Annotated in this window: 24 protein-coding genes; 22 read left to right on the top strand and 2 right to left on the bottom strand. The window is 46.1% G+C overall.

The features are described 5' to 3' along the window. Nucleotides 1-114: 114 nt before the first annotated feature. Nucleotides 115-1,902: a glycoside hydrolase family 13 protein gene (locus B2751_RS05985; RefSeq protein WP_290773507.1), complete on the bottom strand. Its 1,788-nt coding sequence runs from the start codon at nucleotides 1,900-1,902 to the stop codon at nucleotides 115-117. A 455-nt stretch (nucleotides 1,903-2,357) separates the two neighbouring features. Here B2751_RS05985 and B2751_RS05980 point away from each other — a divergent pair, with 455 nt between their 5' ends. From B2751_RS05980 to B2751_RS05950, 7 genes are all read left to right on the top strand, one after another. Continuing rightward, complete coding sequence (locus B2751_RS05980; protein WP_035409778.1) at nucleotides 2,358-3,614, top strand: extracellular solute-binding protein; 1,257 nt, start codon at nucleotides 2,358-2,360, stop codon at nucleotides 3,612-3,614. Between the two features lie 126 nt (nucleotides 3,615-3,740). Beyond that, nucleotides 3,741-5,096, top strand: a complete 1,356-nt coding sequence (locus tag B2751_RS05975) for a carbohydrate ABC transporter permease (protein ID WP_035409329.1) — start codon at nucleotides 3,741-3,743, stop codon at nucleotides 5,094-5,096. A 1-nt stretch (nucleotide 5,097) separates the two neighbouring features. Continuing rightward, on the top strand, nucleotides 5,098-5,931 hold the full coding sequence (locus B2751_RS05970; protein WP_035409327.1) for a sugar ABC transporter permease: 834 nt from the start codon (nucleotides 5,098-5,100) through the stop codon (nucleotides 5,929-5,931). A 22-nt stretch (nucleotides 5,932-5,953) separates the two neighbouring features. Next, on the top strand, nucleotides 5,954-7,477 hold the full coding sequence (locus B2751_RS05965) for an alpha-amylase family glycosyl hydrolase (RefSeq protein WP_035409325.1): 1,524 nt from the start codon (nucleotides 5,954-5,956) through the stop codon (nucleotides 7,475-7,477). A gap of 34 nt (nucleotides 7,478-7,511) precedes the next feature. Beyond that, nucleotides 7,512-8,543 carry a LacI family DNA-binding transcriptional regulator gene (locus B2751_RS05960; RefSeq protein ID WP_056061891.1) on the top strand — a complete coding sequence of 344 codons (1,032 nt, stop codon included), beginning with the start codon at nucleotides 7,512-7,514 and terminating at the stop codon, nucleotides 8,541-8,543. 225 nt (nucleotides 8,544-8,768) lie between these two features. After that, the gene (locus tag B2751_RS05955; RefSeq protein ID WP_290773502.1) at nucleotides 8,769-11,069 is read left to right on the top strand and encodes a glycoside hydrolase family 65 protein; all 2,301 of its coding nucleotides are present in this window, start codon (nucleotides 8,769-8,771) and stop codon (nucleotides 11,067-11,069) included. 188 nt (nucleotides 11,070-11,257) lie between these two features. After that, nucleotides 11,258-12,109, top strand: coding sequence for a YitT family protein (locus tag B2751_RS05950; protein WP_035409321.1), 852 nt, complete (start codon nucleotides 11,258-11,260; stop codon nucleotides 12,107-12,109). Between the two features lie 50 nt (nucleotides 12,110-12,159). Here B2751_RS05950 and B2751_RS05945 read toward each other — a convergent pair whose 3' ends face one another. Next, nucleotides 12,160-12,969: a Cof-type HAD-IIB family hydrolase gene (locus tag B2751_RS05945; RefSeq protein ID WP_035409319.1), complete on the bottom strand. Its 810-nt coding sequence runs from the start codon at nucleotides 12,967-12,969 to the stop codon at nucleotides 12,160-12,162. A 198-nt stretch (nucleotides 12,970-13,167) separates the two neighbouring features. On the opposite strand from B2751_RS05945, the gene B2751_RS05940 reads away from it, so the two are divergent. From B2751_RS05940 to B2751_RS05870, 15 genes are all read left to right on the top strand, one after another. Continuing rightward, nucleotides 13,168-13,362 (top strand): YjzD family protein, encoded by a 195-nt coding sequence (locus B2751_RS05940; RefSeq protein WP_035409317.1) that lies wholly within the window; start codon nucleotides 13,168-13,170, stop codon nucleotides 13,360-13,362. Between the two features lie 63 nt (nucleotides 13,363-13,425). After that, nucleotides 13,426-14,559 (top strand): beta-aspartyl-peptidase, encoded by a 1,134-nt coding sequence (gene iadA / locus B2751_RS05935; protein ID WP_290748714.1) that lies wholly within the window; start codon nucleotides 13,426-13,428, stop codon nucleotides 14,557-14,559. A 13-nt stretch (nucleotides 14,560-14,572) separates the two neighbouring features. Further along, nucleotides 14,573-15,061 carry a thioredoxin family protein gene (locus tag B2751_RS05930; RefSeq protein ID WP_035409313.1) on the top strand — a complete coding sequence of 163 codons (489 nt, stop codon included), beginning with the start codon at nucleotides 14,573-14,575 and terminating at the stop codon, nucleotides 15,059-15,061. Continuing rightward, nucleotides 15,054-15,833 (top strand): phosphatidylserine decarboxylase, encoded by a 780-nt coding sequence (locus B2751_RS05925; protein WP_290773633.1) that lies wholly within the window; start codon nucleotides 15,054-15,056, stop codon nucleotides 15,831-15,833. The genes B2751_RS05930 and B2751_RS05925 overlap by 8 nt, the downstream gene beginning before the upstream one ends. A gap of 59 nt (nucleotides 15,834-15,892) precedes the next feature. Further along, nucleotides 15,893-17,233, top strand: coding sequence for an ArsB/NhaD family transporter (locus B2751_RS05920; protein WP_290773630.1), 1,341 nt, complete (start codon nucleotides 15,893-15,895; stop codon nucleotides 17,231-17,233). Between the two features lie 136 nt (nucleotides 17,234-17,369). Continuing rightward, nucleotides 17,370-17,954 carry a YqeG family HAD IIIA-type phosphatase gene (locus B2751_RS05915; protein ID WP_035409311.1) on the top strand — a complete coding sequence of 195 codons (585 nt, stop codon included), beginning with the start codon at nucleotides 17,370-17,372 and terminating at the stop codon, nucleotides 17,952-17,954. 143 nt (nucleotides 17,955-18,097) lie between these two features. Further along, entirely contained in the window at nucleotides 18,098-19,207 is a 1,110-nt protein-coding gene (gene yqeH / locus B2751_RS05910) for a ribosome biogenesis GTPase YqeH (protein ID WP_023467421.1), read from the top strand. Next, on the top strand, nucleotides 19,207-19,995 hold the full coding sequence (gene aroE, locus B2751_RS05905; RefSeq protein ID WP_035409309.1) for a shikimate dehydrogenase: 789 nt from the start codon (nucleotides 19,207-19,209) through the stop codon (nucleotides 19,993-19,995). Before yqeH ends, aroE begins: the two co-directional genes overlap by 1 nt. Before the next feature lie 2 nt (nucleotides 19,996-19,997). Beyond that, on the top strand, nucleotides 19,998-20,291 hold the full coding sequence (gene yhbY / locus B2751_RS05900; protein WP_023467424.1) for a ribosome assembly RNA-binding protein YhbY: 294 nt from the start codon (nucleotides 19,998-20,000) through the stop codon (nucleotides 20,289-20,291). Beyond that, on the top strand, nucleotides 20,288-20,857 hold the full coding sequence (gene nadD, locus B2751_RS05895) for a nicotinate-nucleotide adenylyltransferase (RefSeq protein ID WP_035409307.1): 570 nt from the start codon (nucleotides 20,288-20,290) through the stop codon (nucleotides 20,855-20,857). Before yhbY ends, nadD begins: the two co-directional genes overlap by 4 nt. Beyond that, nucleotides 20,847-21,290, top strand: a complete 444-nt coding sequence (gene yqeK, locus B2751_RS05890) for a bis(5'-nucleosyl)-tetraphosphatase (symmetrical) YqeK (RefSeq protein WP_290773497.1) — start codon at nucleotides 20,847-20,849, stop codon at nucleotides 21,288-21,290. The genes nadD and yqeK overlap by 11 nt, the downstream gene beginning before the upstream one ends. A gap of 45 nt (nucleotides 21,291-21,335) precedes the next feature. Continuing rightward, the gene (gene rsfS, locus B2751_RS05885; RefSeq protein WP_023467427.1) at nucleotides 21,336-21,683 is read left to right on the top strand and encodes a ribosome silencing factor; all 348 of its coding nucleotides are present in this window, start codon (nucleotides 21,336-21,338) and stop codon (nucleotides 21,681-21,683) included. Further along, nucleotides 21,683-22,411, top strand: a complete 729-nt coding sequence (locus B2751_RS05880; RefSeq protein ID WP_035409303.1) for a class I SAM-dependent DNA methyltransferase — start codon at nucleotides 21,683-21,685, stop codon at nucleotides 22,409-22,411. The genes rsfS and B2751_RS05880 overlap by 1 nt, the downstream gene beginning before the upstream one ends. Before the next feature lie 229 nt (nucleotides 22,412-22,640). Further along, a complete protein-coding gene (locus B2751_RS05875; RefSeq protein ID WP_035409301.1) occupies nucleotides 22,641-23,249 on the top strand; it encodes a helix-hairpin-helix domain-containing protein in 609 nt (202 codons plus the stop codon). Beyond that, entirely contained in the window at nucleotides 23,249-25,411 is a 2,163-nt protein-coding gene (locus tag B2751_RS05870; RefSeq protein ID WP_290773494.1) for a DNA internalization-related competence protein ComEC/Rec2, read from the top strand. Before B2751_RS05875 ends, B2751_RS05870 begins: the two co-directional genes overlap by 1 nt. Nucleotides 25,412-25,429: the final 18 nt, after the last annotated feature.

Below are 25,429 nucleotides of genomic sequence, written 5' to 3'. Positions count from 1 at the left end.
ATACCCTAATTCGATGGCATTCATTAACTTGTTTTTATCTTGGAGAACGGATACAGAAAAAAGCCTGTACACAAAACTTCTTTTTAGAAGGTGGGTGTACAGGCTTTTAGGTGGTTATAAGACTTGAACGATCGTTCCAGAATACGCGGGGAGAGAAACATCAAGTGTCTGCTGGTGCGTGTTCGTCAATAAATCAAGTCCTCGACCAGCTTGTGGAGCGGTCAGCGAAACAGGAACATCTGAATTGTTGAAGTAGATATAATACAATCCTTCCGGGCTCATGCGACGCATGATGATCGTATTCGTCTCATCATTCGCATGAACGAAAGAAATGTGACCTTGGTTCGCAAGCGTCTTATGCTGCTTTCGAAGCTGTAACAAGTGTCGCGTATAGGCGAATAACTCCTGATCCTGCTCCTCTGGATCCCATGGCATGCATTTCCGACAGCCTGGATCTTGATCGCCATCGAGACCGATTTCATCACCATAATAGATGACGGGACTACCCGAGAACGTCAACATCGATAACAAGAGAAGACGAAGCTTTTGTTTGTTATTGCCAGCACGCGTCAACGCACGTGGTGTATCGTGTGAACCGATTAAATTAAAGGTCACTTCATTGACATTCATCGTGTTTGAGAACAATACATGCGACATATCGTTCGCATACGAAGTTGCTTTAGTCTTATCTAAAGCAAAGAAATTCAAAGCGGCATTCGTAAATGGATAGTTCATGACGGCGTCAAACTGGTCACCGAGCAACCATTCCTGTGAGTCATGCCAAATTTCACCAAGGATATACGTGTCAGGGTTGACTTCCTTGACGACTTGACGGAAATCACGCCAAAATGCGTGATCGACCTCGTTGGCGACGTCGAGTCGCCAGCCATCGATTCCGAATTCCTCGACCCAATAGCGGGCGACATGGAGTAAGTATGACTTTACTTCATCGTTCTCGGTATTGAATTTCGGCATCTCAGGTACGAAAGCAAATGTATCGTAGTTCGGTAGCGGTTCGGTCACGAGTGGGAAATCGCGCAAGTGGAACCATTCCTTATATGTCGAATGACTACCATGTTCACGGATATCAGCAAAGGCTTTATGGTGGAAGCCAGCGTGATTAAAGACGGCATCTAGCATGATGCGAATACCATGTGCATGTAACAAATCAACCATTTCCTTGAATTTTTCTTTAGTGCCGAACTGTGGATCAATTTCTAAGTAATCAATCGTATCGTATTTATGATTCGATTTCGCCAAGAAGATCGGACAGAAGTAAATGCCAGTAATACCGAGCTCAACAAGGTAGTCGATATGATCGATGACACCCTGGAAATCTCCACCGAAGAGATTCGTCGTCGTTGGTGCCGTGCTGTTCCATGGAAGTGTACCAGCCGGATCGTTCGTCGTATCGCCATTTGCAAAGCGGTCTGGGAAGATTTGATACCAAACCGTATCCTGGACCCAATCTGGTGCAGTGAATACGTCGACTGCATTAAGGAAAGGAACGCAGAAATAATATCCAGTGTCATCAAGTGGTTTTTCATCGAACCATCCACGTTCTGTAAAGACTTGACTTGTCGCACCGTCATGGAGACGGAAACCATATCGTAGACGACGGAAGGGTGGAACGACATCAATGAACCAATAATCATATAGTTCATCAGAGCCACTACGCTTCATCGGCGTTTCGAATGTATTCCAGTAGTTTGATTTCGAGGGATCGAAGTTCCAGTCGGCGGCATCTGGGTTTTCAGTATGCCAATCATACGGATCGCCCCAAATCAAATCGACGCGATCAACGTCATTTTTTTTTGTTTGTAAACGGATGTGGATCGTTCGCTCGTCATACTTATAGACGAAGGGAGACATCGCACGGTGAAACACAGCTTCTTTGAACATGGCAGTCACTCCTTAACGCAATCGCTTGCATCGTATTGATTATGTCTTCGACCTAAGAATAGTAAAGCGCTTTCTTAAAGTCAATTGCAATCCCATGAAATCAAGGATTCCTGATAAAAGTCGAGAGTATAATGCAATCGTTTGCATCATGTTGTGCAAACGCTAAAAATGAAAACGTTTTCTTTTTGTTTGCTTATCCAACCTAGCATTTGATTCAAATAATGAAATCAGAAATAAAAAGTTTTTGAAATGTAAGAAAATAATTGATTAAAAGGTCTTGTCAAAAGGATTTTAGATTGTATAATAAAAATGTAAAGGTGATGCAAACGTTTTCATAAAACGCTTACAACCATTTGGTTGTTATCATGGAAAAATGGTTGTGCCTTTATGCAAACGTTGTGCATTAAAACGTATCATTCATAAGTTAACTTGGGGAGGAAATTTCAATCATGGAAATGAAAAAATTCGTAGCAGGTCTTTCTGTATCTGTCATGGCAATGGGTGCACTTGCAGCATGTGGCGGTGGATCAGATTCTGATTCTTCATCTTCAGAATCAGGCAGTAAAAAACCATCTAAAATCGTCGTCTGGGAAGATACAGACAAAGCTGAAACGACAAAAGCGGCAGCTAAAGCGTTCGAAGAAAAAGAAGGCGTGAAAGTCGAAGTCAAAGAAGTCAAAATGACGGATCAGCAAAAGAAAGTAGCACTTGATGGACCAGCAGGTAAAGGACCAGACATCATGCTTCTTCCTCACGATCAAATTGGTACAGTCGTTGATCAAGGGTTGATTGCTGAACTTAAAGACGGAGAAAAAGCACTTGAGCCGTTCCTCGATACTGCAAAATCAGCAGTAACGTTTGACGGGAAAGTCTACGGATATCCGAAAGCCATTGAAACACCAATCCTCCTTTTCAATAAAGATGAACTAAAAGAAGCACCAACTTCGATGGATGACTTATACAAACTGTCTACTGAAAAGAAAAAAGATGGTAAGTACGGATTCCTTGCTCTGTGGGACAACTTCTACTTCGCATACGGTCCAATCGGTGGATACGGTGGTTATGTCTTTAAAGACAATGGTGGCAAATTGGATCCAGCAGATATCGGCTTGAACAATAAAGGTGCCGTCGAAGGAATGGATTACATCGGTAAATGGTATAAAGAGGGTCTCTTCCCGAAAGGTCTCATCGGTGGTGGCGGTGGTCAAGCCATGGACCAACTCTTCGGTGATAAAAAAGCTGCAGCTGTCATGAACGGACCATGGGCTGTTGCAAGTTATAAGGAAAAAGGTATCAACCTTGGAGCTTCGGAACTTCCAAAACTTCCAAACGGTGAACCGATCAAAACTTTCGTTGGTGTAAAAACATACGCAATTTCAGCATACTCAGAAAATGCTGAGTGGGCTGAAAAGTTCTTGGCTTCTCTCACTGGTAAAGATAACGCGAAAGCAATGTTCGAGAAATACAACGAGATCCCACCAGTCACTGAACTTCAAGAAGATGCAACAATCAAGGACAATGAAGTCGCAGCAGCAGTCTTCGCGCAAGCGAAAAACGGTGTACCTATGCCGAACATCGCTGAAATGGGTCAAGTTTGGGAGCCGATGGCAGCAGCACTTCAACTTGTTGCAACGAACAAACAAGACGCACAAAAATCAGCAGATGATGCTGTCAAACAAATCAAGCAACAAATCGAAGCAAACAATCAATAAGCGTAAGTGGAACGCATGAATCCATGACAAAGAGATAAAGAGAGGGGGATCTTGGATTCCCCCTCATCTTTATGGTTGGAAGAGAAGCCTGAGGTCAGACATGACCTTTGGAAAGGAGAACGGACGATGGCTGCGATTGCAACACCACACCCGACGAATCCAACGCCTGAAAAAAAGACGAACCACCGCAAGATTGCGGCGCTGATGTCGATCATTCCAGGAGTAGGACAACTATACAATAAACAATTCCTTAAAGGCGCGACATTTTTTATTGTCGTACTTTCATATTTCCTCGTTAACTTTGAACTGTTCTTCAAAGGAGCCGGAAATGGTCCTGGCGATCGCGGAGCGATCTGGGGCTTGATTACACTCGGTGAGGTACCAGGCGTAAGGGGGGATCACTCGATCTTTCTAATGGTCGAGGGCATCATTGCCTTGATTTTACTTGTCTTTGGTATCGCCATTTACGTCTGGAACTTTATCGATGCGTATCGAATCGGTAAGTTACGTGACATGAACCTCGAAGTACCTTCTTTGAAGATGCAACTACGGAACTTCCGCGATAACGGGTTCCCGTACGCGATGTTGATTCCTTCACTAGTACTTTTAGTGTTCACGGTCGTCTTACCGTTGATCTTTACATTCTTGATTGCGTTTACGAACTACAAATTCAACAACTCACCACCAGCAAAGCTGGTCGACTGGATCGGCATCCAAAACTTCCTGAACATTTTCACCGTCGATATTTTCCGTGATACGTTCGTGAGCGTTCTTGGTTGGACGCTTGTCTGGACCGTCGCTTCGACGACAGGGGTCATCGCAATTGGAATTGGCCTTGCAGTCTTGCTGAATCAAAAAGGACTCAAAGGAAAACGTTTCTTCCGTTCGATCTTGATTCTTTCATGGGCAGTACCAGCGTTCATCACGATTTTGATCTTCCGCTCGATGTTCAATGAAACTTTCGGTGTCTTCAATACGACATTGTTACCAGCGATCGGTCTTGAGAATGGTCTCGACTGGATGACGGATCCGACGTATACGAAGCTTGCCTTGATTGGTATTCAGTGGTGGTTAGGATTCCCATACATCATGACGCTGACGACAGGAATCTTACAGTCGATTCCTGAAGATCTTTATGAAGCGGCGACGATTGATGGAGCAACAGCAGGCGAGAAATTCCGCCTAATCACGTTACCGATGATTCTATTTGCAACGGCACCAATCTTAATCACGCAGTATACGTTCAACTTCAATAACTTCAATATCATTTATCTCTTCAACAATGGTGGACCGGCAGTACCGGGACAATCAGCAGGTGGAACGGATATCTTGATTTCATGGATTTACAAATTATCGCTCGGCTCAAATCCGCAGTACGGATTCGCAGCAGCCATCACGCTTGTGTTGTCGTTCTTCATCATGACGATTGCCGTCATTCAGTTCAAGCGTTCAAAATCATTCAAAGATGAGGATATGATCTAATATGAGAAAACAAAACCGAATTAATATGGCGTTGTCATATCTCATTTTGACGATCGCCTCCATCATTATCGTCTATCCACTTCTTTGGGTCGTGGGTACCTCACTGAACCCAGGGAAAAGCATTACATCGGATATTTTCCCAAGTAATCCGACATTGATTCACTATTTCGATTTGTTTGATCCAGCAAAAACGGATTACGGCATGTGGTACTTGAATACGATTAAGATCGCCGTCATCACGATGGTCGTCTCTGTCGCTTTGATTACGTTAACAGGATATATTTTTTCACGTTATCGCTTTGTCGGTCGGAAAAATTCACTAATCCTATTCCTCGTGTTGCAGATGGTACCGCAATTCGTTGCAATCATTGCGATTTATGTCCTGCTTAATATGTTAGAATTATTTGATACGCATCTGGCGCTTATCTTACTCTATTCAGGTGGCGCGATTCCAATGAATACGTATCTTGCCAAAGGATATTTTGATACGATTCCAAAAGAACTTGATGAGGCGGCACGGATGGATGGTGCCGGTCACTTACGAATCTTCTGGCAAATCATCTTACCGCTCGCAAAGCCGATGGTCGCCGTCATCGCGTTGTTCAACTTCATGGCTCCATTTAACGATTTCATCTTAGCATCGCTTGTGCTGCGTTCTCCTGAGAAACAGACGCTTGCGGTCGGGTTGTATAACATGGTGTCAGAGCAGTTCGACAACAACTTTACGTTATTCGCGGCAGGTGCCGTATTATCAGCAGTTCCAATCGTTCTTCTTTTCTTCGCATTCCAGCGTTTCTTCGTTTCTGGTTTGACAGCTGGTGGAACGAAAGGATAATCATAAGGGGGAAATCAGCGGCATGAGACGAGGCATAATGCTTCTCCTCTTGCCGCTTCTCTTGTCTATCGGACTTCAACCGATGATCGGGGAAGCAGCAAGTTGGGAAAAAGAACGGATGTATTTCATCATGGTTGATCGGTTCGAGAACGGAGACCCGAGTAATGACCGAGAGGCGGATCCTGAGAATCCAAAAGCCTTCCAAGGTGGAGATTTAGCAGGGGTGACGAAACGTCTTGATTACATCAAGAAAAAAGGCTTCACATCAATTTGGTTAACACCAATCTTTAAGAACCGTCCAAATGGGTATCATGGATACTGGACGGATGATTATTACGAGATTGATCCGCATTTTGGAACAAAAGAAGAGTTCAAGCGTCTCGTCAAGGAAGCGCATGACCGAGATATCAAGGTCGTTCTCGATCTTGTCGTCAATCACTTAGGACCGAATCACCCAATGGTCAAAGAAAAACCGGACTGGTTCCATAAAAATCAACCCATCATGAACTGGAATAACCCATCGGAAGTCGAAAATAATTGGTTATTTGATTTACCAGACTTCAATACTGAAAATCCTGAAGTTGTGAATTACTTAATTGATGTTGCGAACTACTGGGTCGATGAAACGGGTATAGACGGTTATCGACTGGATACGGTTCGCCATGTGCCAGCCGCATTTTGGAAAACATTCATTCCTGCAGTAAAGGAAAAGCATCCAAACTTATTCTTACTGGCTGAAGTGTTTGACGGAGATCCGCGAAAAATTGCCTCCTATTCAAAATTAGGCTTTGATTCCGTCACGAATTTCCCGTTTTATTATGGGGTTAAGGACCAGTTTGCCCGCAAAAATGGTTCAGCGGAAGAACTCGATTCAGTTTATAATCGAGATACTACGTTTAATCCGAATGCTAAAGGACTTGCAACTTTCATTGACAATCATGATGTCAAACGTTTCATCACGGAAGCGAAGATTAGTGGCGCAAAAGAAGAGGAGCGTCAACTTCGATTAGCGCTGTTTGCACTCTATGCTGCTCCAGGTATGCCAATCGTCTACCAAGGAACAGAGGTAGCGATGCCAGGCGGTGAGGATCCCGGAAACCGGATGATGATGACATTTGATCAAAACAAGAAGATGCAACAGTACGTAAAAACGTTGAATGAGATGCGCGAGGACTACCCAGCGTTTGCCACAGGGAAGCAACGCTTGATCGCAAAAACGGATCATATGGCGGTCTACTCACGGGAAACCAAACAACAACAAGTCGTTTATGCGATTAATCTTGGGGAGAAAAAAACGAGCTTACGTGTATCTGCGAAGGAAATCGGTAATGATCAGCGTTTGAGAGGTCTTTTATTCTCAGACTTGGTGCGTCAAGATGGTGACGCGTATGAAATCACGCTCGATGCAAGTAGCGCAAATAGCTACGTCATCGAAAAATCACAAGTCAATTGGTGGTCGATCGTCGCAATCGGTGCAATCGCTCCAATTTTAGCGCTCATACTTCTTCTCGTTCACCGTAAACGGATGCAACGTCAAACGAAATAAAATACTTAAGTAGGGGAAATGTGAGGTGAAGGGGATGCAGGTAACAATCAAGGATGTAGCACGGGAGGCAAATGTCGCACCCTCGACGGTGTCACGCGTCATCGCGAACAGTTCGCGTATCAGTCAAAAGACGAAAGAACGGGTACGACAGGCGATGGATGAACTCGGATACTATCCGAACGTTCATGCGCGCAGTCTAGCGAATCGGACGACACAAGCGATTGGTCTCGTCATGCCGAGTGCCGCAACAAAAACGCTTCAAAATCCATTCTTTTCGGAAGTCATTCGAGGGATTAGTACAAAAGCGCATCAAAATGGATATTCGCTTTATATGACGACAGGTGTCTCGGAAGAAGAGGTGTACGAAGGTGTCGTCTCGATGGTTCAGGGTCGCCGCGTCGATGGTGTCGTCGTTCTTTATTCCCGAACGGATGATAAAGTCGTTCAATTTTTGCAAGACTCGAAGTTCCCGTTCGTTGTCGTCGGGAAACCATTCAGTGATTCGTCGCACGTCACGTATGTCGATACGGATAATTATCTGGCAGGTCGAGAGGTAACGAAGTATTTACATCAACTCGGACACGAGTGCATCGCATTCGTAGGTGGCGCACAGGACTTAGCCGTGACGCAAGAGCGTGTCGGCGGATACAAGACGGCTCTCATGGAAGAGGGCATTCCAATTCAAGAGTCTTATATTGTCAGCGCACCATTTATGACGACAGGAGGGGCTGAAGCAGTCAAACGACTAATGTCACTTGAACACCCACCGACCGCTGTCGTTGTCAGTGACGACATGATGGCACTTGGTGTCATGAGTACGCTCAATGAGATGGGCATCAGTGTACCAGATCAAATGGCTGTCGTCAGTTTCAATAACTTGTTCATCGCAGAATTCTCAAGTCCACCGTTGACTTCTGTCGAAATCAATATCTTTGGACTTGGCTTTGAAGCAACGAATTGTCTGATTGAACAAATCAATGAAGATGCGACGCCTTATGGGAAACGCGTCATTGTCCCACACTATCTTGTCGTCCGTCAGTCTTGTGGCGGAAAATCCGAAGCATGAAACGAAAGTCTATGTTTAAACCGACGGGTTTAATCATAGACTTTTTTTGATGCAAGAGACATCTATTCCTAGTAAAAGGAAGCGGTTGCAGAAAAAGAAATTTATTTTCGTGCAAACGATTGCATTGAAGCTTTTTATGTGTACAATAAAGAATGTAGAGTACAGATGAAACGCTTACATGATCAGGCTAGCTGACATGTTTAGCATAAAAGGAGCGACTTGACGATGAAACGACTTTTTGAGGTCAATGAGTGGAAAATTACAGAGCTTGGTTTTCATCCAGAAGATAATCGACTAGCAGAATCGATGACATCGATCGGAAACGGTCATATGGGAATGCGCGGTACATTTGAAGAAGAGTACACAGGTGACACACATCAAGGCATGTATGTCGCAGGTGTTTATTATCCAGATAAGACACGTGTTGGTTGGTGGAAAAATGGTTATCCGGAATACTTCGCGAAAGTACTCAATGCTGTCAATATCATGGGCTTAAAAGTATCCGTTAATGGAAAAGCAGTTGATTTGAACACGTGGGAAGTCGTCGACTTCAAACGCGAACTCGATATGCAACACGGTGTGTTGTCACGGACGATGCTGTTGAAACATGGGGAAGAGGAAATAAAAGTTGAATCCAAACGTTTCTTCTCGATTGTCGATAAAGAAATCGCAGCCTTGCAATATACGGTAACACCTGTCAATTTCGAAGCAGAGATCATCATTGAATCGTATCTCGATGCGGATGTTGAGAATGAAGACTCAAACTATGATGAGAAGTTCTGGCTTCCCGTTGAACACGGAATCGAAGAGCGTTTTGGTTACGTCACGTCGAAGACGAAAAAGCTTGATTGGCATGTGACAGCAGCTATGATCACGGATGTCGAAGGCGCACGTTGTGAAGTCGTTGACGGCAATACGCAGTATGTCGCGAATCGTTTTACGAAACAAGCAGTAGTCGGAGAAGGTGTCACTGTCGAGAAATTCGTTGCGCTCGTAACGAATCGTGACTATGACATCGACGCATTACTGGAACAAGCGATGAAACGGGTTCATACCGCTTTCGAATCCGGATTTGATACATTACTTGCGACACATGAAGCAGCGTGGTTGCATCACTGGGAAGAAGCAGACGTGAAGATTGAAGGAGATGTCGAAGCACAACAAGGGATTCGATTTAATATCTTCCATATGTTCCAGACATACACAGGCGAAGATTCACGCCTTAACATTGGACCGAAAGGATTCACGGGCGAAAAGTATGGCGGTGCGACGTATTGGGATACAGAAGCGTACTGCTTGAACTTCTACCTCGCGACGTCGAAGCCGGAAGTGGCTTGGAACCTACTCAAATATCGGCATAATCAATTACCGCAAGCAAAAGAAAACGCGGATAAGAATGTCGGGATGAAGGGTGCGCTTTATCCAATGGTGACGATGAATGGAGAAGAGTGCCACAACGAGTGGGAAATTACGCATGAGGAGATTCACAGGAACGGCGCGATCGCGCATGCGATTTATAATTACACGAACTACACGGGTGACACGTCGTATCTCGGACAATACGGATTTGAAGTGTTAGTCGAGATTGCTCGTTATTGGGCAAGCCGTGTCAATTATGTGGCGCATAAGGATGTCTACATGATTCTTGGGGTGACGGGACCAAATGAATACGAGAACAACGTGAACAACAACTGGTATACGAATCTGATCGCAGCATGGTGTCTCGAATATACACAGACCGTTCACCGTCATCTAGCACAAGAAAAACCAGAACGTTTGCAAGAACTCATGCATCAATTAGCGTTGACGGATGAGGAACTGGCGAAGTGGGCAGATATCGACGCGAAGATGTATTATCCAAAAGATGAAGCAGCTCCTGGTATCTTCATGCAACAGGATGGCTTCATGGATAAGGAACAAATTTTGGTCGCTGAACTCGATCCAAAACATCTTCCGCTGAACCAGAATTGGTCTTGGGACCGGATCCTTCGCTCTGTATTCATTAAACAGGCAGATGTCCTGCAAGGTCTCTACTTCTTGACGGATCGCTTCAGTCTAGAAGAGAAGAAAGCGAACTTCGATTTCTATGAACCACGTACGGTTCACGAATCATCATTATCTCCATGTATCTACTCGATCATTGCAGCGGAAGTCGGCTATGAGGAAAAGGCAGTTGAATTGTACCAACGTTCGGCACGACTTGATCTCGATAACTACAACAATGATACAGAAGACGGATTACACATCACGTCGATGGTTGGATCTTGGATGTCGATCGTCCATGGATTCGCTGGATTACGGGTAGCGAACGATACGTTGTCCTTTAAGCCGATGTTGCCAAAAGGCTGGACGAGCTATGCGTTCCGGATGCAGTGGCGCGGTCATCATATCCATGTCCATGTTCAGCCAAACGCCGTCGAAATCACTCAGACGGAAGGCGAAGCATTCAGCTTAAACGTTCATGGAACGACTGTAGAAGTTCCGGCAGGAGGAAATATTACGGTGCCTGCTTCGATGACAGTATAAATACGATGAAAAAGAACTGATGCCAAGTCGGTTCTTTTTTTGTGTAACACGAATTAGAGGACACCTTTGTCACAAATGAAAACGCCATCATGAAAAAGAACATCAATCTTTGGAAATCTTGACTATCCGACGACATTTGAATGTGCTAAAGTGTTTCAAGATAGTTATGAATGAGAGGAGAACGGCATGTGACAGCAGTAGTAAAGGAAAGTATGTTAAAAGTGATCGTGGCTACGATCGGAGGATTCGTCATTGCCGTTGCCATGAACTGGTTTTTGATTCCAAGTGGTGTTTATTCGACTGGATTTACTGGACTTGCCCAAATCTTGACGCAAGTCCTTCAAAATACAGCGTTTGCGTTTGGTGAAAACGTTTGGTTCTTAGCGCTGAACTTACCTTTGATCGTGCTTGCATGGATCATGTTAGGTCGGAGTTTTACAATCGTCACGTTGATTTCGGTTCTGGCAACGACAATTTTTATTGGTCTTATTCCTCAATATGCTGTCATACCAGGTGATCAGACACTGAATGCAGTGTTTGGAGGGGTCTTGCTTGCGATTGGTACCGGTATCACGATTAAATTCGGTGCTTCAACGGGTGGGTTTGATATCGTCGCCCTCATCTTTGCCCGTTTCTCCGATCGCAGTGTCGGCTTATATCTGTTCGTGTTGAACTTTTTGATCGCATTATTGGCAGGTGCGTTGTTCGGCTGGTCGACTGCCTTATATACGATCGTCTTCATCTACGTGACTTCTAAGGTCGTCGATGAGATTCATACAAGTAACCAACGCTTGACGATTTTTATTGTCACGAATCATGCGGATGACATCACGACGGCTCTGCATCAGCACATCATTCGTGGAATCACGCAGATTCCTTCGATCGGTACGTATTCACGAGCTGAGAAAGCGACGTTGATGATGGTCATTGAGCGTCACGAATTGCGGGATATCGAACGGATTTGTCGGGAAGCGGACGAGACAGTATTCATCAACGTCGTCGCGACGGACTCGGTCGTTGGATACTTCCGAAAAGGATAATGAAAAGGCACTTGCTCTGCGATATGCAGCAAGTGCCTTTTCGTATCTCTTCATGCGAGTCCTAAGACATGTTTTAAATAGTACGCGATACCATCGTCCTCGTTTCGCTTCGTCGTGCCATTTGCCAGGTGTTTTAAGGCAGGGATGGCGTTTCCCATTGCAACACCATGACCAGCATACTCGATCATTTCCAAATCATTTTCCTCATCACCAAACGCGACGATCTGTCGGGAATCAATCCCGAGATGATGCGCGATGTGAGCAAGACCGATCGCCTTACTTGTACCTTTTCGCATCACTTCGACCATGAATTCAGGTTTCACCCATTGACGATTAAGTACTGTCTCAGCATGGACATCGGATAGTTCGGAACGAATCTCATCGACATGTTCTCCTTTCGCATGAATCAAAAGTGACGTTGGTTCATGCATAAGCACCTTTCGTAAATCTCCCGTTGTGACCGACAAGGCGTGATCGGTATAAAATTCATAGATACCGACAGGATCATATTGAAAATAGACATGATCCGTGACTTCACAAACGATATTTTGTGTTTTTGTTTCAGCGACGGATTCCAAAATATGTTGGACGGTCTTGAGTGGAATCGGATGGTGCTGGACTTCAAAATGAACATTCTGCGGGTGATGGACGAGACCACCGTTAAAATTAACGATCGGTGTCGTTAATCCAAGCTGTTCGTAATATTTTCGAGCGTGACGGAAGGGTCGTCCTGTCGCAATGACGACTTCGTGACCGTTTGCACGTGCACGTTGAAGCGCAGCGATGTTCGCCACACTGATCGTTTTATCATCCTTTAAAAGGGTGCCGTCGAGATCGACAGCAATTAAGTGACGAGTCATGATGAAATCCTCCGCTTTCTTTTCGTTAGTTCTACTGTAGCATACGAAGTGACAGTCGCCTGTATGAATTGATGAAGTTTTTCAAGGAAAAGAAAGCGTTTGAAAAAAACGGAGAAAGGCTGTTGCTTAGATTAAAAAATGGTATACTACAAATCGTAGGACAACACTATAGTACGTTATGGAAACGGAGGGGAAATCATGCGTTTTCTCGTTACATTCTTTTGGTCATTCTTACTCGTGAACACAGCCGTGTTCATCGTATCAGCGGTTGATGCAGTATCGTATAGCTTTGGATTCGCGACAGCGATGTCTGTCGTCACTTCACTTGTCGTCTTCGCACTCGATGCCGTCAATGAAGATTTAGGTCTTGGTCAAGGGACTAAGGCAGAATAAGGAAAAGCGAGATATCGTCACTTGGACGATAGGCTCGCTTTTTGTCTTAAGGAGGAATGAGCGATGATCGTTATCGAACAGGTCATGTGGCAACAGATGCCGCAAAATGTCTACATAGCAGGAAATCAGATCATCGGAATCGGTTCCTACACCATAGATGAAGCACTGATTACACACCGGATTGATGGTCGCGGCAAACGGCTAGTTCCTGGTTTCATCGATGGACACTTACATCCAATTGGTGGAGGAGGGGAAGGCGGATTTGCGACACGAACGGCTCCGTTGACTGTTCGTGACATATTCGAAGGCGGTGTCACGACAGTCGTCGGATTGCTCGGAACAGATGGCTGGACGCGAACCGGAATTGATCTACTGGCACACATACGAGGATATGCCGCATCCGGTATTCGTCCCTTTCTCTTGAGCGGAAGTTACATGGTGCCACCCGTCTTCCTGACACATTCGACAGGGCATGATATCGTCCTCATCAATGAAGTGATTGGCATCGGAGAGATTGCCATCAATGATCACCGATCGACACAGCCGACTGCCCATGAACTCGCGCGGTTAGCATCAGAGGCTCGAATCGCCGGCATGGTCAAAGGCGTGTCGGGAACGATGAACGTCCACATCGGAGACGGGAAACAAGGGCTTGATTTATTACATGAAGTGATTGAAACGACTGATATTCCAATAGGGCAATTTCTCCCGACGCATATCAATCGGAGTGAACGGATTTTTGAGGCGGGACTCGCTTGGGCGAAACAGGGCGGACGAATCGATTTCACGACGTGTACGACAGAAAGCTTCGTTGATGAAGGAGAGATTCCGGCAGGGCAGGCTGTTGCCCGTGCTCTAGCAGCGGGAATCCCACCCGAGCAGATCACGATGTCGAGCGACGCTGGTGCAAGTCTTCCGGCGTTTGATGATGCAGGTCGATTAGTGCGAATCGATACAGGAAAACCATCTTCCTTGATGCAAGCCGTGCGCGATGCAGTAGAGCATGGTGTTGATTTTGATCAGGCAATTTCGACGATCACGCGACATGTCGCGGATGCATATGGCGTTCCGGGTGGGCAGGTAGCGACCGGAGAACGTGCTGATCTGTTACTGATTGATGACGCTTTGCAAATCGATACGATTCTTGCGAATGGTCATGCTATAATGATTCAGAAAAAATGGCTTATACCAGAATGACGGAGGGATAGACGTGTCAAAGAAGTCGAAACGAAAAAACACGAAAAAACCGCAATCCAAAGCGAACTGGATTACAGCGGGAGTCATTGCCTTGATCGTATTGGTTGGGGGATTACTGCTCGTCTTCACGGATCGTGATGATTCCGCATCGAAGAATGGCAATCTAACAGCTACACAAGTCTCGGATAAAGTAAAATCCGGTGACGAATTCTATACGTATTTCTATCAAACGGGATGCGTGCACTGCGAAAAAGTAAAACCATATCTTGTTCCGCTTGGTGAAAAACAAGACATTCCGTTCGAACAAATCGATCTTGCTTTCGAACAGTCAGCTTGGGACACGTTTGGCATCGAGGGTACACCGACGGTCGTTCATTTTAAGGACGGTAAGGAAGTCGGACGGGTAGCTGGTGAACAAACAGAAGACAGCTACAAAGAGTTCTTTGCTGGAAAAGAAGTAAAGGATTCAAAAGAAGAATCGTCCGGTGATCTCAATGATTAAAAAATGGTTCTACTCTCGCGTGTTCGAGTTAAATGGACACCCGCTTGTTGCCAAACAGCTGAAACGGTTTGCGATGAGCCGGATCAGTCGTCCGTTCATCGGTCCGTTCGTTCGGGCATATGATTTGAATATGGCAGAAGCGACTCGGAATTTAGAAGCGTATTCGAGTTTACATGAGGTTTTCATTCGTCATGTCAAACCGGAAATGCGACCAATTGATCAATCAGAAGGCGCATTCGTCAGTCCGTGTGACGGTATGTTGTCTGTCGTTGACGACTTGACGGCTGATAGCCGCTTTACCGTCAAAGGACAATCGTATACGGTATCAGAGTTACTCGGTTCCCATCACGAGGCGCAACAATATGTCGGGGGACGTGTGATGATCTTTTACTTGAGTCCGCAAAACTACCACCGTGTCCATGTACCGATGGACGGAACGATCCGGACCAGTTATACGCTCGGTCGGGATTCGGCACCGGTGAATGAGATCGGTCTCACACATGCGCTTCGTCCATTGACACGGAACTATCGTCGCGTGACACGTATCGTCCAAGGAAAACATGCACTTGAACATGTCATGGTCGGTGCACTCAACGTCAACTCAATCGTTCGGACAAACGAAGCAAAGGAACTTCGTCGAGGAGATGAGTTCGGATACTTTTCTTTCGGTTCAACGGTCGTCCTGATCTGTCCGAAAGATGCATTGACATTAGATACACAAGCGATTGGACCAGTTTTAATGGGGCAACGCCTCGGACAATGGCATTCATGAGAGCGAGGCGCCCGTTCAGGGCGTCTCCTTACGTTTAGGAGGAATGAATCATGCCGGCAATGGCATTAGCAGAAATCGGAAGTACACAGGTCCAGACATATATCGCACTTATCATTTTTTTAGTGACCTATGGCTTCATCATCAGTGAAAAAGTAAGCCGGGCGATCGTCGCTCTACTCGGAGCGCTCGCGATGGTCATCGTCGGCATTGTGGATCTCGAGACTGCATTATTTGAATACATCGAGTGGGGAACAATCGTCTTATTAATTGGGATGATGATTCTCGTTACGATTGCCAATCAATCTGGATTGTTTGAATATATTGCGATTCGTGCAGCGAAGACAACAAAAGGCGACCCAATCAAAGTGTTGATTCTATTATCCGCATTGACGGCACTTGGATCTGCCTTTTTGGATAACGTCACGACAGTCTTATTGATTGTCCCAATCACTTTCTCGATTACAAAGATACTTAAAATCGCGCCGTTTCCGTTCTTGCTCGCCGAAGTATTATTTGCGAACATCGGTGGGACGGCGACCTTGATTGGCGATCCACCGAACATCATGATCGGTGCCGCGAATCCACACTTAACGTTCAATGCCTTTTTGATGAATCTTGCACCGATCATCCTGATCATTACGGTCGTGACGATCGGCATTCTGTACTTCGTCTTCCGGAAGCAACTGCATGTCGAGGCAGAAGATCGACAAAAATTGATGGAAATCGATGAAAAGAGTTATATTGTCAGTCGAAAACTCGTCACGCGGAGTAGTGTCGTACTCGTTAGTACGATTGCACTCTTCGTATTGCATCCGATGCTTGATCGAATCGGACTCCATCTCGAAGCACCAGCGATCGCAATTCTTGGAGCGACCGTCCTGATGTTGCTAACGATTGAAAACGATCATCAGCTAGAAGGAATCTTTGCACGTGTTGAATGGACTACGATTTTTTTCTTCGCCGGACTATTTGTACTTGTTGGTGGAATTCAGGAAGCCGGTATCATTCGATATCTTGCGGAGAAGACGATTGATTTGACAGGCGGTGACATTCAGACGACAGCAACTGCTGTTCTTTGGTTGTCCGGTATCGCGAGTGCGACGATTGACAACATTCCGTTTGTCGCGACAATGATCCCGCTCATCAATGATGTCGCTGCTGGGATCGGACTTACACCAGCAGATGCGAAAGTGGATGTTTTATGGTGGTCCCTCGCACTCGGTGCATGTCTCGGTGGTAACGGGACATTGATCGGTGCATCGGCAAACGTCATTGTCGCGGGTCTTGCGACACGACAAGGTGAAAAATTCACCTATATGCGCTTTTTGATTTACGGAGCACCGATCACGATTGTGACGTTGATCCTATCCCAACTCTATTTGTGGATTCGGTATTATTAAGAAAACGGGAGGTTCGCCTCCCGTTTTCTTTTGTGCGTCGCTCTTGCTACCTGATTGTGCTATAATCGAACGATAAGAGCATAACTGTTTCTTAAACTTAACTATAGAGCTAGACCATTATCTGGAGGTTTTATTCTTGTTCAAACGACTTTATCCGAAACATTTCGTGGCTTCGATCTACGATATCGACCTTGAAATGCTCAAACGAAACGGTGTCAAAGCTATTTTGACCGATCTTGATAATACGCTCGTCGCATGGAATATCGCAGATGCTCCAGACGAATTGGTTGCTTGGCTGGATATGGTGAATAATCAATATGGTTTTGACGTCATCATCGTATCGAACAATAACGGAGACCGCGTTAAGAAGTTCGCGGATCCACTCGGACTGCATTATATTGCGCCTGCTCGAAAACCGCTTCCTATCGGGTTTAAACGGGCATTGACGGAATTCGGCTATCACGCGAAAGAAGTCGTCTTCTTAGGAGACCAACTCTTCACGGATGTACTCGGTGCAAACTCCGTTGGAATCGAAGTCATCCACGTTCAACCCGTCGTTAAGACGGACGGTGTCGTCACGAAATTCAATCGCCTGATGGAACGTGTCATTTTCCACCGGATGAAACGCAAAGGAATCTATAAATTGACACAACGCGTCAAGGAAGATCCTTCTGCACTGAAGCATCCGATCGAAACACTTCGTCAGGATAAGCAACAATAACCCTGTCAGATCGGTAGATGAAAGGGAAGGCAGTAGTCGCAACATGTACGGCGAGAGGTCGGAAGTTACGCTCTTGGAGTAGCGAGCAGGGCGCTACGGTGAAAAGAGAAGGGAAATCATTCCCGCATGCGGCTCAACATAATATGATCGAAGAAATCCACTGCGCTGGTTGTGGTGTCGCCATTCAAACGGAAGACACAAAAGCACCAGGATACGCACCTAAATCTGCACTTGATCGTGAAATGGTCATTTGCCAACGTTGTTTTAAATTAAAGCACTACAATCAAATTCAAGATGTATCTTTATCGGACGATGATTTCGTTAAAATCTTAGACGGAATTGGTCAAAAAGATGCACTTGTCGTTAAAATCGTTGATATCTTCGATTTTAATGGAAGCTGGTTACCGGGATTACATCGGTTTGTCGGAAAAAATGATGTCTTACTCGTCGGGAACAAAGCCGATTTATTACCGAAGTCACTGAATCCGAACCGTCTCATGAACTGGATGCGTCAAGCATCGAAAGAACTTGGATTACGTCCAGTTGACGTTCATCTGATCAGTGCGAAAAAAGGTCACGGGGTCGATGAACTTGCTGAGAAAATCGATTATTATCGAAAAGGACGCGACGTCTATGTCGTTGGTTGTACAAATGTCGGGAAATCGACCCTGATCAACCAAGTCATCAAACGTTTCGGTGAAGAGGATGAGGCCGTCATCACGGTCAGTCACTTCCCAGGAACGACACTAGATTTAATCGACATCCCACTTGACGATAACTGTAACCTGTATGATACACCGGGGATCATTAATCATCACCAAATGGCTCACTACGTTGATGCGAAGGACTTAAAGCTGATCACACCGAAAAAAGAGATCAAGCCGCAAGTCTTCCAAATCCATCCGCAACAGACGCTCTTCTTTGGAGGTCTTGCGCGATTGGACTATATGGAAGGGAACAAGCGTTCATTCGTCATCTATATGTCGAACGAATTGAAAGTTCACCGGACGAAGCTTGAAAAAGCAGACGATCTATATGCGAACCATAACGGTGAGCTGTTGTCTCCGCCGAACGAAAAGACGCGTGAGATGCTACCTCCGCTCGTCCGTCATGAATTCAGTCTTCGCGACAACATGAAGACGGATATCGTCTTCAGTGGACTCGGGTGGGTTGCGGTTCATGGAAAAGGTGGACGTGTCGCTGCTTATGCCCCGAAAGGTGTCGCTGTATCTTTACGTGAGGCGCTCGTCTGATGCGCTTTGCCGTCATCGGTCATCCGATTGCCCATTCACTTTCACCTGAGCTGCATACAGCTTGGCTGGAAGCGGCTGGGCTTTTCGGCTGTTATGACCTTATCGATGTAACGGAGCATGAATTGCCACGAATCATTACGAAATTACGTACGCATCAGCTAGATGGAATCAATGTGACGATTCCCCATAAGACAGCAATCATTCCGTACCTGGATCGGCTGGAGCCGGCAGCTCAAAAAGCGGGTGCCGTCAACACGGTATACTGGAAGAATGGGCAGTTGATTGGTGCGAATACAGATGGAATCGGATTCGTCCGTGCGTTGACAGAACGTCGTCCGTCATTTCAAAAGACACTTGTCCTTGGTGCGGGCGGTGCAGCACGAGGAATCATTGCTGCGCTACCGGGAGATGTGACGCTCACGAACCGCACAGAAGAACGCTCTAGGGTGGTTGCCGATGAATTCGGAACACACGTTTTGCCATGGCACGAAACATTTGATTTAACGAGTTACGACGTCATCATCAATACGACCTCTGTCGGGATGGCGCCACATGTCGAAGCACGTCCGATTGAATTGACAGAGACGAACGCTTTGATTTGTGATATTATTTATCGACCGACGCCGACCCGTCTATTACGTGAAGCGACTGAAAAAGGTCTCGACACACTCGACGGCGTCCCGATGTTCGTCTTACAAGCGGCTGAAGCATTTGAACGTTTCACCGGACAAGCACCTGATCTCGCACTTGGCGAGCAGGTGATACGAAAGCAATTGGAGGAATTTTAATCATGTTAACAGGTAAACAAAAACGTTTTTTACGCGCGACAGCTCACGATTTAAACCCGATTTTCCAAGTCGGTAAAAATGGAGTCGGTGAAGCGATGTGCGCTGATTTGATGGATGCGCTCGAAAAGCGGGAGCTCTTGAAAGTACAAGTACTACAAAATTGTGCGGACGCACCAAAGGATGTCGCACAAGAACTCGTCGCAGGAACGAATGCTGAACTCGTTCAAGTCATCGGAAAAGTCATCGTTCTCTATAAAGAATCAAAAGAGAACAAGACGCTCGAATTGCCACGATGAAAATCGGACTGATGGGCGGAACGTTCGACCCTCCGCATATCGGTCATCTCCTGATTGCCGAACAAGCGCAGGAACAACTCGAACTTGATGCGGTCTGGTTTTTACCAGCAAATGTACCACCGCATAAACAACGTACTGTCACAGACGCAACTAAGCGTCTCCGTCTTGTAGAAGAAGCAATTGCATTGAACCCTGCCTTCTCTGTCTCTGCGATTGAATTTGAGCGAAAAGAACCTTCCTATACGTATGATACGATTCGTGCACTCAAGCACCGATACCCAGAGCATGAGTTTCTGTTTCTAATCGGCGCAGATTCACTCGTTAGTCTCGATACGTGGTATCAAGCTGAACGGTTATACGAGGAAGTCGTCTTTGGTGCCGTCGCTCGACCGGGAAGTCGGTATTTGATTCCGCGTGGTGCCCGTGTGAAAGCGGTCGATATGCCATTATTAGAAATTTCTTCGACGGATATCCGGCAACGGGTCGCGCGCGGACGGAGCATTCGCTACCTTGTACCGGAAGCCGTTCGACAACGGATTGAGGAGTGGAATCTATATGCGCCTTGAAGAAGCACGTCAAATCATTGAAAACACATTGCCTGAGCGACGCTATGTGCATACGTTAGGTGTCGTCGAGACGGCACGACACTTGGCTCTTAAATATGGTGTTGACGAAGAAGAAGCAACACTTGCTGCCATGCTCCATGATTATGCAAAATACCGCGATACGAATGAGATGCGTTCGATTGCCGTTGAATTGAATCAACGGATCTTACTTGACTATGATGACGAACTACTTCATGCGCCAGTGGGTGCGGAGCTTGTGCGTCGAGAACTTGGTCTTGATTCAGACGTGATTTATCAGGCCATCGCGAATCATACAACAGGGGCACCTGGTATGCCGTTNNCAGGATTTGACGGACGCCGTCATCGCAACACTCAGTCAGACGATTCATTTTTTATGTACAAAACAAGCTATCATCTTTCCGCGAACGATTGAGACCTATAATGCCTTCGTCGCGGCCAAACGAAAGGGGACCGTCCTATGACAGTCGAACAAGAATTACAATTAATCGTAAATGCCATCGACGATAAACGTGCTGAAGATATCGTCGTCCTGAATATGTCGAGCATCTCACCAGTTGCCGACTATTTCGTCATCTGTGAAGGAAATTCAGAAAAACAAGTACAGGCGATCGCGCGTGAACTCAAAGAAGTCGCGCACGAACATAACCTGCCGATTAAACGCCTCGAAGGATTCGATGCGGCACGTTGGGTGTTGGCGGATCTTGAAAACGTCGTTGTTCATGTCTTCCACCGTGACGATCGTGATTACTATAACCTCGAAAAACTATGGGCAGATGCTCCAAAGGTTGAAGTCGAGGTCAACTAATGGCATACGAACAGTTCGCCTACATCTATGATGAATTGATGCAAGACGTCCCTTACGATCAATGGGTTGACTGGGTCAAAGCATACGTTCCGATTGGAAGTACAATTGCTGATATCGGATGTGGAACGGGTACGGCGACGCTTGCATTAGCAGCCCACTATGAGATGCTCGGGATCGATTTATCTGAAGAGATGCTCGAAGTCGCGCAGGAAAAAGCGATGGAAGAAGGATTGACTATTCAATTCTGGGCGCAAGACATGCGCGAAATCGAATTGCCGACACCTGTCGATGCCGTGACGATCCTATGCGACTCCTTGAATTATCTCCAGACGGAAGAGGATGTCAAACAGACGTTTACACATGTAGCAGCGATTCTAAAGGAGGGTGGACGTCTCTTATTTGATACACACTCCCCTTACAAAATGGAGACGCTGTTCAATGGGAAGACGTACGCGACACATGCGGAACAAAGCTCGTATATCTGGTTCGCGGATCCTGGTGAAGCGCCGCTTTCTGTCGTCCATGAACTGACATTCTTCATCGAGGAGGAGGATGGTCGCTATGAGCGTGTCGATGAAACGCATCATCAGCGGACGTATCCTCCGGCACAATACGTAACATGGTTACGCGAAGCCGGATTCCGGGTTCTCGCGGTCACAGGCGATTTTGGACCGGACGCTCCTTCTGAGACAGTCGAGCGGATCTTCTTCGTTGCCGAAAAAATGTAAAAGTGATTTCATCCGTCTTCTTTTAGCGATACACGTTCGTGTTGCTTGAAGGAGACGGATTTTTTTGTTCGTGAAACAGATGCTAATTCAAAGTAACGGTATGGATGGTAGGACTTTCATCCGACGAAACACTGCAGGATCGTGCTGTAAAGAATGGTTAGTGCGTATTCCTTCGTTTCCTGAAGTCTGTAGTGACCTGTTAGAGTCGTGGGAAAAGGAGGGATTCGTCTTGACCGTTCCACGTTTGCAACAGATAGCAGGTCTCGTCGTCGTCCTGCTGCTCATCATTTTATTGTTCGTACCATTACCCTCTTGTTCAAATGAAGCGATGGTCGATCAACCGTCCTTAACGGATAAACAACAAGAGGCAAAAGCAGAGCCAGCAGAAAAGGACACCTCGATTCGTGACAAACTCATCATGGTCGACGTAAAAGGAGCAGTAGAAGCGCCTGGACCTTATCAATTCCATTTGGGTGATCGAGTGAAGGATGCAATCGAAAAAGCAAAGACGACTGAAAAAGCCGATATTCGACAAATGAATCTCGCGGCACGTCTCATTGATGGACAGGAAGTCATCGTGCCGGTGAAAAAAGGGAAAGGTCAGCCAAAACCAACGAAACGCTCAAAAGCAGAGATACCGAAAGGATTGATTGACCTCAATGCGGCAACGGCGGAACAGTTGATGGAGGTTCCGGGAATTGGTCCCGCCAAAGCAGAAGCGATCTTAGCCTATCGTGAGGAGAAGGGGGGATTTGCGACATATGAATCACTCGGAGATGTGAAGGGCTTTGGGGAAAAGACGTTAGAATCGCTTAAATCCTACCTGATCGTCTACTGATGCCACTTCATGTGCTGTTCGTCCTCTTACTCATCGTTGCCATCAAAGAATCGATTTGGTGGTTAGTGCTCCTCATGCTCTTCGCTGTCTTGAAATCATGGTCTTTTTCAATCGGTCGTCTCTTTTTTCTGTTCATTCTGAGTGGCCTATTCATCGGAATGGGTCATCTGTCACCTGAACCGCATGACGTCTCGTCTGTTGACATCTTGTCAGGGAAGCGTAATGGGGATCGAATTCGTTATGAGGCAGAGAGTAACGGTCAATCGGTTCTATTGACGGCAACGATTACGGAAGAAGAAACAGGATACGAACGAATCGGGCACTCCTGTCGCGTAAATACGGAACCGCTCGATGTCCGCCAACAATCGAATGCTGGAGGGTTTGATGAACAGCAATTCATGCATACACATCGTTACGCTGGAAAGTGGGAAGTCCGTTCATTTGATTCCTGTCATCGGACACCTGGGTATGCGGCAGAAGGAAGACGGGTACGTGAAGTATGGCTAAAGCGGATCGAAGAATTGTTACCACAAAAGCAAGCATTCTACGTCGAAGCGCTTGTGTTTGGTGAGGATCGACTAATAGATCAAGTGACGCTCGAACGGTTTAAGAAATTCGGCTTATTACATGCAATCGTCATCTCAGGATCACATATCGCTTTTTTAGTATTTAGTTTGCTGTATGTCTTACGAAAAATCAGAATGACAAAAGAAAAACGACTCGATATCGTTCTTATCTTACTGCCGATTTACGGATGGTTGACGGAGTGGAACCCTCCAGTCACACGAGCTGTTCTTGTCGCGATCATTCTGTTACTCGGTCGTCGTTTCCACAAACCGTTAGATCCGGTGGAGGTCATTGCAGGGGTCGCGGCTTTTCAATTGGCGATTCAACCGACTGTCATTTACGATATCGGATTTCAATTGACGGTCGGACTGACGCTGTTTCTTGTGCTGTCGAGACGACTAATGGGTTCGGTTCGTCGTCCTTGGAACTGGCTGCTGATCAGTGCTTGGGCACAGTTTGGAACACTCCTCTTTTTGCAGGGGATTGAACAGACGACTGTTTCAATTTGGTCGCCATTGTTGAACCTATTGATTGGTAGCTGGATTGAATGGGTGATTCTGCCGGGATCGTTCATTCTCGCGACACTTCCGTTCTTACCGATTCGTTCAACGTTTCAGATCGCGCATCAGTATGCGATTCAATGGATGGATCAAGTGTTACGACTGGCGGAGGATTTACCGTTGGCGATGGTTGCCGTTCCGGCATTTTCTCCGATCGTCTTGACGATCGTCGTTGTCGGAATCGGAATTGCTTGGTTCATTGCTGAGCGGAGATGGTGGGGGCATGTTCTCCCGTTGATCCTTTTACTTGCGGCATGGGGCTACACCGAGTGGCGCGCACCTGAGCAAGTCACGTTTTTAGATGTTGGGCAAGGCGATAGTATCGTGCTTGAGAAAGCAGGAGAGACATTCGTCGTGGATACCGGTGGCGTTTATCAACAAACGACGCATCCACTGCTCCGTCCGTTTGATCCAGGTAGTCATATCGTCGCTCCCTTTTTATTCACACGAGGAGAAGCCGAAATTGACGGTCTGATCGTGACACATGCTGATCACGATCACGTCGGTGGACTTCTAGGTGTACTGCGCCAAGTTCGCGTGAAAACCATTTATTTAGGTGCATATGACAACATGGATGAGAAGCGAAATGATTTGATTCGTTCTATCGAAGCCACTGGAACGCGTGTTGAGTTCGTTCAAAAGGGGCAAACGATTCGTCCTTGGTTACAGGTACTTGCACCAACTGGACGAAAAGAAGAAGAAAACGATCGGTCTATCATATTACTCGCACAGATTGCCAAGCAACGTGTTTTACTGACGGGCGACGCTGGACTAGCAATCGAAGACGAGTTAAAGATTGGTCCGATCGATATTCTAAAAGCAGGTCATCATGGTTCGAACACGTCGACCGGTGAAGAACTCTTACGAAAGACGAATCCGAAGATTGTCATCTTGTCAGTCGGACGAAAAAATCGATACGGGCATCCACATCCGGACGTCCTCGAACGAATCGGGACAGATCGGATCGTCTTTCGAACGGATGAGGACGGGAGTGTAACTTGTTCTTCAGCGGGCTGTGAACCTATGATAAAATAAAAAAACAGCAACCCCCCA

Origin of the sequence: Exiguobacterium sp. UBA6282 (assembly GCF_002440475.1) — a bacterium.
Classification (GTDB): Bacteria; Bacillota; Bacilli; order Exiguobacteriales; family Exiguobacteriaceae; genus Exiguobacterium_A.
The sequence above is the reverse complement of the archived record's forward strand: the minus strand, read 5'-3'. Positions and strand labels throughout refer to the sequence as shown.

Excerpts from the sequence above, each read along its gene's own strand:
- B2751_RS05985 (WP_290773507.1), bottom strand. The coding sequence starts at position 1,902 with ATGTTCAAAGAAGCTGTGTTTCACCGTGCGATGTCTCCCTTCGTCTAT.
- B2751_RS05980 (WP_035409778.1), top strand. The coding sequence starts at position 2,358 with ATGAAAAAATTCGTAGCAGGTCTTTCTGTATCTGTCATGGCAATGGGT.
- B2751_RS05975 (WP_035409329.1), top strand. The coding sequence starts at position 3,741 with ATGGCTGCGATTGCAACACCACACCCGACGAATCCAACGCCTGAAAAA.
- B2751_RS05970 (WP_035409327.1), top strand. The coding sequence starts at position 5,098 with ATGAGAAAACAAAACCGAATTAATATGGCGTTGTCATATCTCATTTTG.
- B2751_RS05965 (WP_035409325.1), top strand. The coding sequence starts at position 5,954 with ATGAGACGAGGCATAATGCTTCTCCTCTTGCCGCTTCTCTTGTCTATC.
- B2751_RS05960 (WP_056061891.1), top strand. The coding sequence starts at position 7,512 with ATGCAGGTAACAATCAAGGATGTAGCACGGGAGGCAAATGTCGCACCC.
- B2751_RS05955 (WP_290773502.1), top strand. The coding sequence starts at position 8,769 with ATGAAACGACTTTTTGAGGTCAATGAGTGGAAAATTACAGAGCTTGGT.
- B2751_RS05945 (WP_035409319.1), bottom strand. The coding sequence starts at position 12,969 with ATGACTCGTCACTTAATTGCTGTCGATCTCGACGGCACCCTTTTAAAG.
- B2751_RS05940 (WP_035409317.1), top strand. The coding sequence starts at position 13,168 with ATGCGTTTTCTCGTTACATTCTTTTGGTCATTCTTACTCGTGAACACA.
- iadA (WP_290748714.1), top strand. The coding sequence starts at position 13,426 with ATGATCGTTATCGAACAGGTCATGTGGCAACAGATGCCGCAAAATGTC.
- B2751_RS05925 (WP_290773633.1), top strand. The coding sequence starts at position 15,054 with ATGATTAAAAAATGGTTCTACTCTCGCGTGTTCGAGTTAAATGGACAC.
- B2751_RS05920 (WP_290773630.1), top strand. The coding sequence starts at position 15,893 with ATGGCATTAGCAGAAATCGGAAGTACACAGGTCCAGACATATATCGCA.
- yqeH (WP_023467421.1), top strand. The coding sequence starts at position 18,098 with ATGATCGAAGAAATCCACTGCGCTGGTTGTGGTGTCGCCATTCAAACG.
- aroE (WP_035409309.1), top strand. The coding sequence starts at position 19,207 with ATGCGCTTTGCCGTCATCGGTCATCCGATTGCCCATTCACTTTCACCT.
- yhbY (WP_023467424.1), top strand. The coding sequence starts at position 19,998 with ATGTTAACAGGTAAACAAAAACGTTTTTTACGCGCGACAGCTCACGAT.
- nadD (WP_035409307.1), top strand. The coding sequence starts at position 20,288 with ATGAAAATCGGACTGATGGGCGGAACGTTCGACCCTCCGCATATCGGT.
- rsfS (WP_023467427.1), top strand. The coding sequence starts at position 21,336 with ATGACAGTCGAACAAGAATTACAATTAATCGTAAATGCCATCGACGAT.
- B2751_RS05880 (WP_035409303.1), top strand. The coding sequence starts at position 21,683 with ATGGCATACGAACAGTTCGCCTACATCTATGATGAATTGATGCAAGAC.
- B2751_RS05870 (WP_290773494.1), top strand. The coding sequence starts at position 23,249 with ATGCCACTTCATGTGCTGTTCGTCCTCTTACTCATCGTTGCCATCAAA.